This window comes from Pseudomonas vlassakiae, from assembly GCF_014269035.2.
Taxonomy (GTDB): Bacteria; Pseudomonadota; Gammaproteobacteria; order Pseudomonadales; family Pseudomonadaceae; genus Aquipseudomonas; species Aquipseudomonas vlassakiae.
In genome coordinates, this window is record NZ_JABWRP020000001.1 from 371,633 (window position 1) to 383,566 (window position 11,934).

The window sequence follows — 11,934 nt, forward strand, 5'->3', positions numbered from 1 at the left end:
TTCATACAAGGGAAGAGGTCATGCTTCGAATTCGCAAACTGGTTCTGGCCATGGCGGCAGCTTCGGCGCTGACGTCTGGCATGGCGAATGCCCTGGGGTTGGGTGAACTGACATTGAAGTCGGCACAGAACCAGCCCCTGGACGCCGAGATCGAACTGCTCGATGTGCGCGACCTCACCGCAGCCGAAGTGGCGCCGAGCCTGGCGCCACCGGAAGAGTTCAGCAAGGCCGGTGTGGAGCTTCCAGGCTACCTCGAAGACCTGACCTTCACCCCGGTGATCAACCCCAACGGCAAGAGCGTGCTGCGGGTCACTTCCAGCCAGCCGTTGCCTGGCCCGGTGGTCAAGTTCCTGGTCCAGGTAATGTGGCCGCAGGGCCGCCTGCTGCGTGACTACAGCGTGTTGCTCGACCAGGCCAAGGCCCAGGGCCAGCAGCCTGCTGCCGGCAATGTCAACCCGGCCACCAGCAGCGCAGGCAGCTACACCACCAAACGCCGCGACACCCTGTGGCAGATCGCTGCCCGCAATACCCAGGGCGGTGGCTCGGTGCAGCAGACCATGATCGCCATCCAGGCACTCAACCCGGATGCCTTTATCGGCAACAACATCAACCAGCTGAAGGTGGGCCAGGTCCTGCGTCTGCCCGATCAGCAGCAGGTCCAGAGCATTCCTCAGGGCGAAGCCAATCGTGAAGTGGCCGAGCAGTATGCCGCCTGGCGTGAAGGCCGGCGCCTGGGGCCGCGTGCACGGCAGCTGGATGCCACCCGCCGCGGTGCCGCCGATGCCGCGCCCGAGCGTATCGCCCAGGGCGACAACCTGCGCCTGGTCAGCCCCGGGACGCAGGCTGGCGGCAACCGTGCCAAGGCCATCAGCGACAAGCTGGCGGTGGCCCAGGAAAGCCTGGATACCAGCCGTCGTGACAACGAAGAATTGAAAAGCCGGGTGAGTGACCTGCAGAGTCAGATGGACAAGCTGCAGAAGCTGATTCAGCTGAAGAATGACCAGTTGGCGCGCCTCGAAGCCCAGGGGGCGGCCGCTGAAGCACCGCCTGCGGGCGCGTTGCCGGGTGAGCCGGCCCCTGCGCAGCCACCTGCGGCAGGTTTGGCCCCGGCCGAACCGGTGGTCGCGCCAGCGCCGGCAGCAGTCGATACGGCCCCGGCTGCAGCTCCCGTCGACGAGGTTGCGCCTGCGCAGCCAGGTGCCATCGACGAGATGCTGGCCAATCCTGTGGTGCTGGGCCTGATCGCCGGCTCCGCGTTCCTCGTGCTGTTGCTCCTGCTGTTGCTGCTGGCGCGCAAGCGCAAGGCGCAGCAAGAGGCGGAAAAACACCTGCGCATGGCCCGCGCGCTGGCCGAGGAAGGCGAGCGCAGCCCGGACCTCGACCTGCCACCGAGCAGCTTCGATGGGCTGGAAGTGTCCGCGCCGAGCGTCACCCTATCGCCTGCCGTGGTGGCGGCTTCTGCTGCCGCTGCCGTGGCTGCGGAAAAACCGGCCGCCCCCGCACCTGCGGCCGCGGTTGCCGAGCCCGAGCCGGTACAGGACCCGAATGCCGAATTGCTGGCTGAGGTGGATCTGAGCCTGTCGCGTGGTCGCCTGAACCACGCGGCCGACCTGCTGGAAGCAGCAGTGGCGGCGCAGCCGGAGAATGACACCCTGCGCCTCAAGCTGATGGACGTTTACGCTCGCCAGGGCGACCACAGCGCTTTCGTCGAGCAGGAGCGCAAGCTGCCTGGCAGCGAAGCGAACACGGCGCAGGTCAACAGCCTCAAGGAGCGCTACCCGGCCATGCTGGGGCTTGCTGCCGCCGCTGCCGCCGCTGGCGTCGGGGCTGCGGCACTGGCCGCGGAGATGGACGAGCAGTATGTCCAGGAGTTGCTGCAGGAACAGCCGCAAGCGCCAGCTGCAGCGCAACCTGAGCCGCAGGCGGTGGTCGAGCCGGAGCCGGCAACTGAGCCTGATCTGGAAGCAGCCGCCGAGGCGTTTACCGAGACCTCGGTGCTCGATGATAACGACCTGGACAGCGCCTTCGACCTGAGCCTCGGGGATGATCTGCCGTTGGATGATCAGCTTGAGCCGCCGACGCTGGATGAGGCGTCACTGGCTGAAGCGCAGGGGCCCGCTGAGCCGGCTGCCGTGGCGCCGGAAACCGATGCCGATGCCGATTTCGAAGCCTTGCTGGCCCAAGCCCAGGCCGAGCCGCAGAGCGTCGACGACCTGGCCGATTTCGACCTGTCCGATTTCGATCTCGACAGTGGCGAGGCGGCTGCCCCGGCTGCGGCGGAAGAAGAACCGGTGGATGTCGCCGCCGAACTGGCAGCCTTCGACACGCTCCCGGAATTCGAGCCGATTTCCGAACTGGAACTGCCGGAAGACTTCGATCTGTCGTTGTCACTGGAGGACGACTCGCCGGCGGCCAAGAGCTTTGCCTCGGAGCTGAACGACGTCAACGCCGAGCTGGACAAGCTGTCGCAGAGCCTGGAGTCCCCGTCCCTGGAGCCACACTTCACCGCCGAGGACGCCGCAGCCGAACCCGAGCCGCTGGATGACCTGGACTTCGACTTCTTCTCCGGTGCCGACGAAGTCGCGACCAAGCTTGACCTCGCGCGTGCCTACATCGACATGGGCGACCATCAAGGGGCTCGTGACATCCTCGATGAAGTGGTCAAGGACGGTGATGACGGCCAGCGTCAGGAAGCCGAAGAGATGCTCTCGCGTCTGGTCTGAGTGCGCCTTCCAGGGCCTGTTCGCGGCTGAAGCCGCGAACAGGCCCTGGAAACTCATGCAAAATCAATGGCAGCCCTGCACGGCTGCCATTGTCGTTATAATCCCGCCATTCCGTATCACCCACAGGTTTCACGCTCTTGGACATCATCGATACTGCCGCCTCCGAATCGGCCGCCGAAGGCTTCACCCGCATTGCCCTGGGTGTGGAATACAAAGGCTCGCGCTATCGCGGCTGGCAGCGCCAGGCCAGCGGCGTACCCAGCGTCCAGCAGGCCCTGGAGCAGGCGCTGTCGAAGGTGGCCGACGAGCCGATCAGCGTCATCTGCGCCGGGCGCACCGATGCCGGCGTGCACGGCTGCGGGCAGGTCGTGCATTTCGATACCCGCGCCGTACGTGACGAGCGTGCCTGGACCCTGGGCACCAATTTCAACCTGCCCCACGACATCAGCGTGGTCTGGTCGCGGCCGATGCCGGCGGACTTCCATGCGCGCTTCAAGGCTTGCGCCCGGCGCTACCGCTATGTGATCTACAACGACCCGATCCGTCCCGCGCACCTGGCCGAGGAAGTGACCTGGAACCACCGCCCGCTCGACGTCGAGCGCATGGCCCAGGCCGCCCAGTACCTGCTCGGTACCCATGATTTCAGCGCCTTCCGCGCCAGCCAGTGCCAGGCCAAGTCGCCGATCAAGCACATCCACCACCTGCGTGTGACCCGCCATGGCCAGATGATCGTGCTGGACGTGCGTGCCACCGCTTTCCTGCACCACATGGTGCGCAACATCGCCGGCGTGCTGATGACCATCGGTGCAGGTGAGCGTCCGGTCGAGTGGGCCCGTGAAGTGCTGGAGGGGCGCAACCGCCGTGAAGGCGGGGTGACCGCGCACCCTTATGGCCTGTACCTGGTGCAAGTGGAGTACCCGGCAGAATTCCAGCTGCCACAGCGTTACATCGGCCCACACTTTTTGACCGGTTACGAGGCGCTGGCCGACTGACGCGTCAGCAGTCATTTGCTACCATCGGGCCTTTCACCACTCACTCAAGGTTTGCTGTCCATGAGCAACGTTCGCAGCAAGATCTGCGGGATTACCCGCATCGAAGACGCGCTGGCCGCCGCCGAAGCGGGCGCCGATGCCATCGGCTTCGTCTTCTATGCCAGGAGCCCGCGTGCCGTGGACGTGCGCCAGGCACGGTCGATCATTGCCGAGCTGCCGCCGTTCGTGACCACGGTCGGGCTGTTCGTCAACGCCTCGCGTTGTGAGCTGAACGAGATCGTCGAGGTGGTGCCCCTGGACCTGCTACAGTTCCACGGCGATGAGACCCCGGCTGATTGCGAGGGCTATCATCGCCCCTGGATCAAGGCGCTGCGGGTGCGCCCGGGCGATGACCTGGAGGCCGCCTGCCAGCACTATGCCGGCGCCCGCGGCATTCTCCTTGACACTTACGTGGCCGGTGTACCGGGCGGTACCGGCGAGGCCTTCGACTGGTCGCTGGTCCCGGCGCGGCTGAGCAAGCCGATCATCCTCGCGGGCGGGCTGTCGGCCGACAACGTCGGCCAGGCAATCGCCCAGGTGCGGCCGTATGCGGTGGATGTCAGTGGCGGTGTGGAGCAGGCCAAGGGCATCAAGGATGCCGCGAAGATCGAAGCCTTCATGCATGCGGTGAAACAGGCGTGACGGCAGATGTGACGGCTGGCGGCGCGCCATCGTCCATAGGTTTCGCAGCCCTGCGGGGCGGCCAGCGGCAAGCCGCGTGGCCAAACGACAGATTGAAGACGGTGCGGTGCGCAGGCAGCCCCTGTGGCCGGGTCGTCATCGTTTCATAGAAGAATTTGAGCTCAAGGGCAGGGCATGGCCGGCCAGTCCGGTCCCCGTCCGCCAATACTGGAGAAATAAAGCATGAGCAACTGGTTAGTCGACAAACTGATCCCTTCGATCATGCGTTCCGAGGTGAAGAAGAGCTCGGTGCCGGAAGGCCTGTGGCACAAGTGCCCGGCCTGCGAGGCCGTGCTGTATCGTCCGGAGCTGGAAAAGACCCTGGATGTCTGCCCCAAGTGCAACCACCACATGCGCATTGGCGCACGTGCCCGCATCGACATCTTCCTCGACCCGGAAGGCCGCGCCGAACTCGGTGCCGATCTGGAGCCGGTCGACCGCCTGAAGTTCCGTGACGGCAAGAAGTACAAGGACCGCCTGGCCGGTGCGCAAAAGCAGACCGGCGAAAAAGACGCCCTGATCTCCATGAGCGGCACCCTGATGGGCATGCCGATCGTGGTCAGCGCCTTCGAGTTCTCGTTCATGGGGGGCTCCATGGGTGCCATCGTCGGTGAGCGTTTCGTGCGTGCCGCCAACTACGCCCTGGAAAACCGCTGCCCGATGGTCTGCTTCTCCGCCTCCGGCGGTGCGCGCATGCAGGAAGCGCTGATCTCGCTGATGCAGATGGCCAAGACGTCGGCCGTGCTGGCACGCCTGCGCGAAGAAGGCATCCCGTTCATCTCGGTGCTGACCGACCCCGTCTACGGCGGCGTTTCCGCCAGTCTGGCAATGCTTGGCGACGTCATCGTCGGTGAGCCGAAGGCCCTGATCGGCTTCGCCGGCCCACGCGTGATCGAGCAGACCGTGCGCGAAAAACTGCCGGAAGGCTTCCAGCGCAGCGAGTTCCTGCTGGAGCATGGCGCCATCGACCTGATCATCTCCCGTGGCGAACTGCGCCCGCGTCTGGCTCGCCTGCTGGCACAAATGACCGGCCAGCAGACCCCGGAACAGGCCCGTGAGGTCGCTGCGGTCGCGTGATGAAACAACGATCCCTGGGCGAGTGGCTCGCCTACCTCGAGCAATTGCACCCCTCGGCCATCGACATGGGCCTGGAGCGGTCGCAGAAGGTGCTTGCCCGGCTGGCGCTGGGCAAACTGGCGCCACGGGTGGTCACCGTGACCGGCACCAACGGCAAGGGCTCGACCTGCGCCTTCGTGGCCTCGCTGCTGCGGGCCCAGGGGCTGAAGGTGGGGGTGTACAGTTCGCCCCACCTGTTGCGCTACAACGAACGGGTGCTGATCGACGGCCAGCAAGCCAGCGATGAGCGCCTGTGCGAGGCCTTCGCCGCCGTCGAGGCGGCGCGGGGCGAGATTTCCCTGACCTACTTCGAGATGGGCACGCTGGCGGCGTTCTGGTTGTTCTACCAGTCGCAGCTGGATGCCGTGGTGCTCGAAGTGGGGCTCGGTGGCCGCCTGGACACCGTGAACGTGGTGGATGCCGACCTGGCGCTGGTCACCAGCATCGGCGTCGACCATGTCGAATACCTTGGCGATACCCGCGAGCAGGTGGCCTTCGAGAAGGCCGGCATCTTCCGCCAGGGCAGGCCGGCGCTGTGCGGTGACCTCGACCCGCCGCAGCCGTTGCTGGACAAGGCCGCCGAACTGGCGGCGCCGCTGTTCCTGCGCGGCCGTGATTTCGATCTGGCAAGCAGCGAAGGTGGCTGGGACTGGCGCGGCGTCACTGCAGATGGCAAGCCGGTAGCGTTGCATGGCCTGCCGCTGCTCGACCTGCCCATGGAAAACGCGACCCTGGCCCTGCAGGCCTACCTGCTGATGGGCCTGCCGTGGGAGGCCGGGCAGATCCGTCAGGCCTTGCTCGACACCCGCATCACCGGCCGTCTCGACCGTCGCCAGTTGACCTGGCAGGGTAGGCGCGTGGAGCTGTTGCTGGATGTCGGGCACAACCCGCACGCCGCCGAATATCTGGCCCGCCGCCTGGCTGCGCGTCCATTGAAGGGGCGGCGCCTGGCAGTGTTCGGCCTGCTCGCCGACAAGGACCTGCACGGCGTCATCGCGCCGTTGCACGGCTTGGTCGACGAGTGGGCGGTGGCGCCGCTGCATACCCCGCGCAGCCGTCCGGCTGGCGAATTGGCCGCTGCCTTGACGAACCACGGCGCCGCGGTGAAGTCTTACCCCAGCGTCGACGCAGCCCTTGAAGGGCAATGCGCGCAGGCGACGGCGGATGATCAGATTCTGCTGTTCGGTTCGTTTTTCTGTGTCGCCGAGGCCCTGGAATGGCTGGAGCGGCAGGCCCTGGAGGGGTGACTAGATGGCAGTGCTGGACAAAGGGATGAAGCAGCGCATGGTGGGTGCGTTGGTGCTGGTGGCGCTGGCGGTGATTTTCCTGCCAATGCTGTTCACCCGCCAGGACGAGATGCGCCAGGTACATGTCGACGCCCCCCAGGCGCCGGCCATGCCGACCCTGCCGGAGGTCAAGGTTGAGCCAGTGACGGTGCCGGAGCCGCAGCCGCTGCCTGAACAGCCTGAACAGCCCGAGCAACCGCCAGTGGTGGTCAGCGAGTCGACGGCGCCGGTGAAGGCGCCAAGCCAGCCAATCACGCCGTCGCCGCAGACCCAGGTGCAAGCCCAGCCCAAACCGCAGGCGGCAGTGCAAACGCCAGCACCCGCTGCCAAGCCGGCCGCGCCAGTGGCCACTGCACCCGCGCCTGCACCTGCACCGTCGAAGATCGATGCCAATGGCCTGCCGGTAAGCTGGTCGATCCAGCTGGCCAGCCTGTCCAGCCGGGCCGGCGCCGAGAACCTGCAGAAGACCCTGCGCAGCCAGGGCTACAACGCCTACATCCGTTCGGCCGGTGGCATGAACCGGGTGTATGTCGGGCCGTTGATCGAGCGTGCCGAGGCAGACAAGCTCAAAGACGTGATCAACCGCCAGCAGAAGCTCAATGGCTTCGTGACGCGCTTCCAGCCTGAAAAAGGCTAAAACCGCGGCGCTCCCGCAGAGGATCGGCGCAGGCCGGAAAACCTGACCCGCCGATCCACCTGACATTCCGCTTACTCCCAGCCTTTTGCTCTGGTAAAATGCGCCGCCTCAAACGTCTGCAGGCAGCACCGTGGCCTTTACCCTGGTTGATTGGGCGATCATCGCGATCATCGCCGTCTCCACACTGATCAGTCTCAAGCGCGGCTTCGTCAAGGAGGCCTTGTCCCTGCTCATCTGGATCGTCGCGGGGGCGGTCGCCTGGATGTTCGGTGGTTCGCTTTCGGTGTACCTTGAGAGCTATATCCAGACGCCGTCGATGCGCACCATCGCCGGCTGCGCCATTCTTTTCGTCGCCACCCTGCTGGTGGGCGCCATGCTCAACTTCCTGATCGGCGAGCTGATCCGCGTGACCGGGCTGTCCGGCACCGATCGCTTCCTCGGCATGGCCTTTGGTGCCGCGCGCGGGGGCTTGCTGGTGGTGGTAGCGGTCGGCCTGCTCAGCCTGGGGCCGGTGCAGCAAGACAGCTGGTGGCAGGAATCTCGCCTGATACCACAGTTTCTATTGGTCGCTGACTGGTCGAAAAACCTGATCCTGGGTTTCACCCATCAGTGGTCTTCAAGTGGGGTGATCAGCGCTCCGGCTGATCTTCCATTCAAGGAGCAGTTGCTCGGGCCGGCAAAGCCCTGAGTGCTGTTCGTTCAAGTTTTATCAAAGTAGGGGTTGCGTCGCATGTGTGGCATCGTCGGTATCGTCGGTAAGTCGAACGTCAATCAGGCGCTGTATGACGCGCTTACGGTCCTCCAGCACCGCGGCCAGGACGCTGCCGGTATCGTGACCAGCCACGACGGCCGGTTGTTCCTGCGCAAGGACAATGGCCTGGTGCGCGATGTCTTCCAGCAGCGCCACATGCAGCGCCTGGTCGGCCACATCGGCATCGGCCATGTGCGCTACCCGACTGCGGGCAGCTCGACGTCGGCCGAGGCCCAGCCGTTCTACGTCAACTCGCCGTATGGCATCACCCTGGCGCACAACGGCAACCTGACCAACGTCGAGCAGCTGGCCAAGGAGATCTACGAGTCCGACCTGCGCCACGTCAACACCAATTCCGACTCGGAAGTGCTGCTGAACGTGTTCGCCCATGAGCTGGCCGTGCGTGGCAAGCTGCAGCCGACCGAAGAAGACGTGTTCGCGGCGGTTTCCCACGTGCACAGCCGTTGCGTCGGCGGCTACGCGGTCGTTGCGATGATCACCGGCTACGGTGTCGTCGGCTTCCGTGACCCGAACGGCATCCGCCCGGTGGTGTTCGGCCAGCGCCACACCGACGAAGGCGTGGAATACATGATCGCCTCGGAAAGCGTCGCCCTCGACGTGCTCGGCTTCACCCTGATCCGTGACCTGGCGCCGGGCGAAGCGGTGTACATCACCGAGGAAGGCCAACTGTTCACCAAGCAGTGCGCCGATGCACCGAAGCTGCAGCCGTGCATCTTCGAGCACGTCTACCTGGCCCGCCCGGACTCGATCATCGACGGTATCTCGGTGTACAAGGCCCGTCTGCGCATGGGTGAAAAGCTCGCCGACAAGATCATGCGCGAGCGCCCGGAGCACGATATCGACGTGGTCATCCCGATCCCGGACACCAGCCGTACTGCCGCGCTGGAGCTGGCCAACCGTCTGGGCGTGAAGTTCCGCGAAGGCTTCGTCAAGAACCGCTACATCGGCCGTACCTTCATCATGCCTGGCCAGGCCGCACGCAAGAAGTCGGTACGCCAGAAGCTCAACGCCATCGAGCTGGAGTTCCGCGGCAAGAACGTGATGCTGGTGGACGACTCGATCGTCCGCGGCACCACGTGCAAGCAGATCATCCAGATGGCCCGCGAAGCCGGCGCCAAGAATGTCTACTTCTGCTCCGCAGCCCCTGCGGTGCGCTACCCCAACGTCTACGGCATCGACATGCCGAGTGTGCACGAACTGATCGCCCACAACCGTACCACCGAACAGGTGGCCGAGTTGATCGGCGCCGACTGGCTGGTCTACCAGGACCTGCCGGACCTGATCGACTCGGTCGGTGGCGGCAAGATCAAGATCGATCACTTCGATTGCGCGGTGTTCAACGGTGAATACGTCACCGGTGACATCGACGAAGCCTACCTTGACCGTATCGAGCAGGCCCGTAACGACCTGGCCAAGGTCAAGAACCAGGCGGTCAGCGCGATCATCGACCTCTACAACAACTGATTTGGGAGCGACGGCATGACGGATCAATGGGATGCCGGGCGACTGGACAGTGACCTCGAGGGTGTCGGTTTCGACACCCTGGCGGTGCGCGCCGGTCAAAGCCGTACACCGGAGGCCGAGCACAGCGAAGCGCTGTTCCTGACCTCCAGCTATGTGTTCCGCACGGCGGCCGATGCCGCTGCGCGTTTTGCCGGCGAAACGCCGGGCAACGTCTACTCGCGCTACACCAACCCGTCCGTGCGTGCCTTCGAAGAGCGCCTGGCGGCCATGGAAGGCGCCGAGCAGGCCGTGGGCACCTCCACCGGCATGGCGGCGATCCTCGCCGTGGTCATGTCGCTGTGCAGTGCCGGCGACCACGTGCTGGTGTCGCAGAGCGTGTTCGGCTCGACCATCAGCCTGTTCGAGAAGTACTTCAAGCGCTTCGGTGTGCAGGTGGACTACGTGCCACTGGTCGACCTCACGGGCTGGGAAAAGGCCATCAAGGCCAACACCAAGCTGCTGATCGTCGAGTCCCCGTCCAACCCGCTGGCCGAGCTGGTCGACATCAGCGCACTGGCCGAAATCGCCCACGCCCGGGGCGCCATGCTGGTGGTGGACAACTGCTTCAGCACCCCGGCCTTGCAGCAGCCGCTCAAGCTGGGTGCCGACATCGTGTTCCACTCGGCCACCAAGTTCATCGACGGCCAGGGCCGTTGCATGGGCGGTGTGGTCGCCGGCCGTGCCGAGCAGATGAAAGAAGTGGTGGGCTTCCTGCGCACTGCCGGGCCGACCCTCAGCCCGTTCAACGCCTGGATCTTCACCAAGGGCCTGGAAACCCTCAAGCTGCGCATGCGTGCGCACTGCGAGAGTGCCCAGGTCCTGGCCGAATGGCTGGAACAACAGGAGGGCGTGGAGAAGGTGCATTACGCCGGCCTGCCAAGCCACCCGCAGCATGAGCTGGCCAAGCGCCAGATGAGCGGCTTCGGTGCGGTGGTCAGCTTCGAAGTCAAGGGTGGCAAAGAAGGTGCCTGGCGCTTCATCGACGCTACCCGGGTGATTTCGATCACTACCAACCTGGGTGACAGCAAGACCACCATCGCCCACCCGGCTACCACCTCCCACGGCCGCCTGACGCCGCAGGAGCGAGAAGCGGCGGGCATCCGCGACAGCCTGATCCGGGTTGCCGTGGGCCTGGAAGACGTGGCTGACCTGCAGGGGGACCTCGCCCGTGGGCTGGCGGCTCTCTGATGGAAATCCGCGGCGGTGTACCGGGCCATAATGGTCGGGTTGCCCTGGTCACCGGTGCCGCCCGCGGCATTGGCCTGGGTATTGCCGCCTGGCTGATCTGCGAAGGTTGGCAAGTGGTGCTCAGCGACCTCGACCGTCAGCGCGGTGCCAAGGTGGCCAAGGCCCTGGGCGAAAACGCCTGGTTCATCACCATGGACGTGGCCGACGAGGCCCAGGTCAGCGCCGGGGTGTCCGAGGTGCTCGGGCAGTTCGGGCGGCTGGATGCGCTGGTGTGCAACGCGGCCATTGCCAACCCGCACAACCAGACCCTCGAAAGCTTGAGCCTGGCGCAATGGAACCGGGTACTGGCGGTCAACCTCAATGGGCCGATGTTACTGGCCAAGCATTGTGCGCCGTACCTGCGCGCGCACAACGGTGCGATCGTCAACCTGACCTCGACGCGTGCCCGGCAGTCCGAACCGGACACCGAGGCCTACGCGGCGAGCAAGGGTGGCCTGGTGGCCTTGACCCATGCGTTGGCCATGAGCCTGGGCCCGGAGATCCGGGTCAACGCGGTGAGCCCGGGCTGGATCGATGCCCGTGACCCGTCCCAGCGCCGTGCCGAACCCTTGACCGAGGCCGACCATGCCCAGCATCCGACGGGCAGGGTGGGTACGGTGGAGGATGTGGCCGCCATGGTCGCCTGGCTGCTGTCGCGCCAGGCCGGGTTCGTCACCGGCCAGGAGTTCGTGGTCGACGGTGGCATGACCCGCAAGATGATCTACACCTGAGCAGGCAGCGGTAAGCGAAGGGGACCGAAAGGTCCCTTTGGCGTTTTTGCCTTTTTTGAAAAAAATTCAACGGGGCTATTGACTTAGCATCGGCACCTGCGTAAATTTCGCGGCCTCAGCGAAGCAAACGCAACAAGCAACATCGCGAGGGTGATTAGCTCAGCCGGGAGAGCATCTGCCTTACAAGCAGAGGGTCGGCGGTTCGATCCCGTCATCACCCACCACTT

At 65.2% G+C, this 11,934-nt stretch carries 10 protein-coding genes and 1 tRNA gene; all 11 read left to right on the forward strand.

What is annotated here, in order from left to right:
* The first annotated feature begins 20 nt into the window (after nt 1-20).
* On the forward strand, nt 21-2,723 hold the full coding sequence (locus HU738_RS01725; protein WP_186604848.1) for a motility hub landmark protein FimV: 2,703 nt from the start codon (nt 21-23) through the stop codon (nt 2,721-2,723).
* 137 nt (nt 2,724-2,860) lie between these two features.
* Entirely contained in the window at nt 2,861-3,715 is an 855-nt protein-coding gene (gene truA, locus HU738_RS01730) for a tRNA pseudouridine(38-40) synthase TruA (RefSeq protein ID WP_186604850.1), read from the forward strand.
* 60 nt (nt 3,716-3,775) lie between these two features.
* Complete coding sequence (locus tag HU738_RS01735; RefSeq protein WP_186604852.1) at nt 3,776-4,396, forward strand: phosphoribosylanthranilate isomerase; 621 nt, start codon at nt 3,776-3,778, stop codon at nt 4,394-4,396.
* A 222-nt stretch (nt 4,397-4,618) separates the two neighbouring features.
* Nucleotides 4,619-5,512, forward strand: a complete 894-nt coding sequence (gene accD / locus HU738_RS01740) for an acetyl-CoA carboxylase, carboxyltransferase subunit beta (protein WP_085675574.1) — start codon at nt 4,619-4,621, stop codon at nt 5,510-5,512.
* The gene (gene folC / locus HU738_RS01745) at nt 5,512-6,798 is read left to right on the forward strand and encodes a bifunctional tetrahydrofolate synthase/dihydrofolate synthase (RefSeq protein WP_186604854.1); all 1,287 of its coding nucleotides are present in this window, start codon (nt 5,512-5,514) and stop codon (nt 6,796-6,798) included. The genes accD and folC overlap by 1 nt, the downstream gene beginning before the upstream one ends.
* Nucleotides 6,799-6,802: 4 nt before the next feature.
* Complete coding sequence (locus HU738_RS01750; protein WP_186604856.1) at nt 6,803-7,474, forward strand: SPOR domain-containing protein; 672 nt, start codon at nt 6,803-6,805, stop codon at nt 7,472-7,474.
* Nucleotides 7,475-7,604: 130 nt separating this feature from the next.
* Nucleotides 7,605-8,162, forward strand: a complete 558-nt coding sequence (locus HU738_RS01755) for a CvpA family protein (RefSeq protein WP_054885753.1) — start codon at nt 7,605-7,607, stop codon at nt 8,160-8,162.
* A gap of 42 nt (nt 8,163-8,204) precedes the next feature.
* Nucleotides 8,205-9,710, forward strand: a complete 1,506-nt coding sequence (gene purF, locus HU738_RS01760) for an amidophosphoribosyltransferase (RefSeq protein WP_176510184.1) — start codon at nt 8,205-8,207, stop codon at nt 9,708-9,710.
* 15 nt (nt 9,711-9,725) lie between these two features.
* Nucleotides 9,726-10,937: an O-succinylhomoserine sulfhydrylase gene (locus HU738_RS01765; protein ID WP_186604858.1), complete on the forward strand. Its 1,212-nt coding sequence runs from the start codon at nt 9,726-9,728 to the stop codon at nt 10,935-10,937.
* Nucleotides 10,937-11,707 (forward strand): SDR family oxidoreductase, encoded by a 771-nt coding sequence (locus tag HU738_RS01770; RefSeq protein ID WP_165837365.1) that lies wholly within the window; start codon nt 10,937-10,939, stop codon nt 11,705-11,707. The genes HU738_RS01765 and HU738_RS01770 overlap by 1 nt, the downstream gene beginning before the upstream one ends.
* 148 nt (nt 11,708-11,855) lie before the next feature.
* Nucleotides 11,856-11,931: transfer RNA gene (locus HU738_RS01775), tRNA-Val, on the forward strand.
* Nucleotides 11,932-11,934 lie beyond the last annotated feature (3 nt).

What these genes read in the sequence shown, in the direction of transcription:
- HU738_RS01765 (WP_186604858.1), top strand. Translation starts at nt 9,726, where the DNA reads ATGACGGATCAATGGGATGCCGGGCGACTGGACAGTGACCTCGAGGGT.
- accD (WP_085675574.1), top strand. Translation starts at nt 4,619, where the DNA reads ATGAGCAACTGGTTAGTCGACAAACTGATCCCTTCGATCATGCGTTCC.
- HU738_RS01725 (WP_186604848.1), top strand. Translation starts at nt 21, where the DNA reads ATGCTTCGAATTCGCAAACTGGTTCTGGCCATGGCGGCAGCTTCGGCG.
- HU738_RS01770 (WP_165837365.1), top strand. Translation starts at nt 10,937, where the DNA reads ATGGAAATCCGCGGCGGTGTACCGGGCCATAATGGTCGGGTTGCCCTG.
- HU738_RS01750 (WP_186604856.1), top strand. Translation starts at nt 6,803, where the DNA reads ATGGCAGTGCTGGACAAAGGGATGAAGCAGCGCATGGTGGGTGCGTTG.
- HU738_RS01735 (WP_186604852.1), top strand. Translation starts at nt 3,776, where the DNA reads ATGAGCAACGTTCGCAGCAAGATCTGCGGGATTACCCGCATCGAAGAC.
- folC (WP_186604854.1), top strand. Translation starts at nt 5,512, where the DNA reads ATGAAACAACGATCCCTGGGCGAGTGGCTCGCCTACCTCGAGCAATTG.
- purF (WP_176510184.1), top strand. Translation starts at nt 8,205, where the DNA reads ATGTGTGGCATCGTCGGTATCGTCGGTAAGTCGAACGTCAATCAGGCG.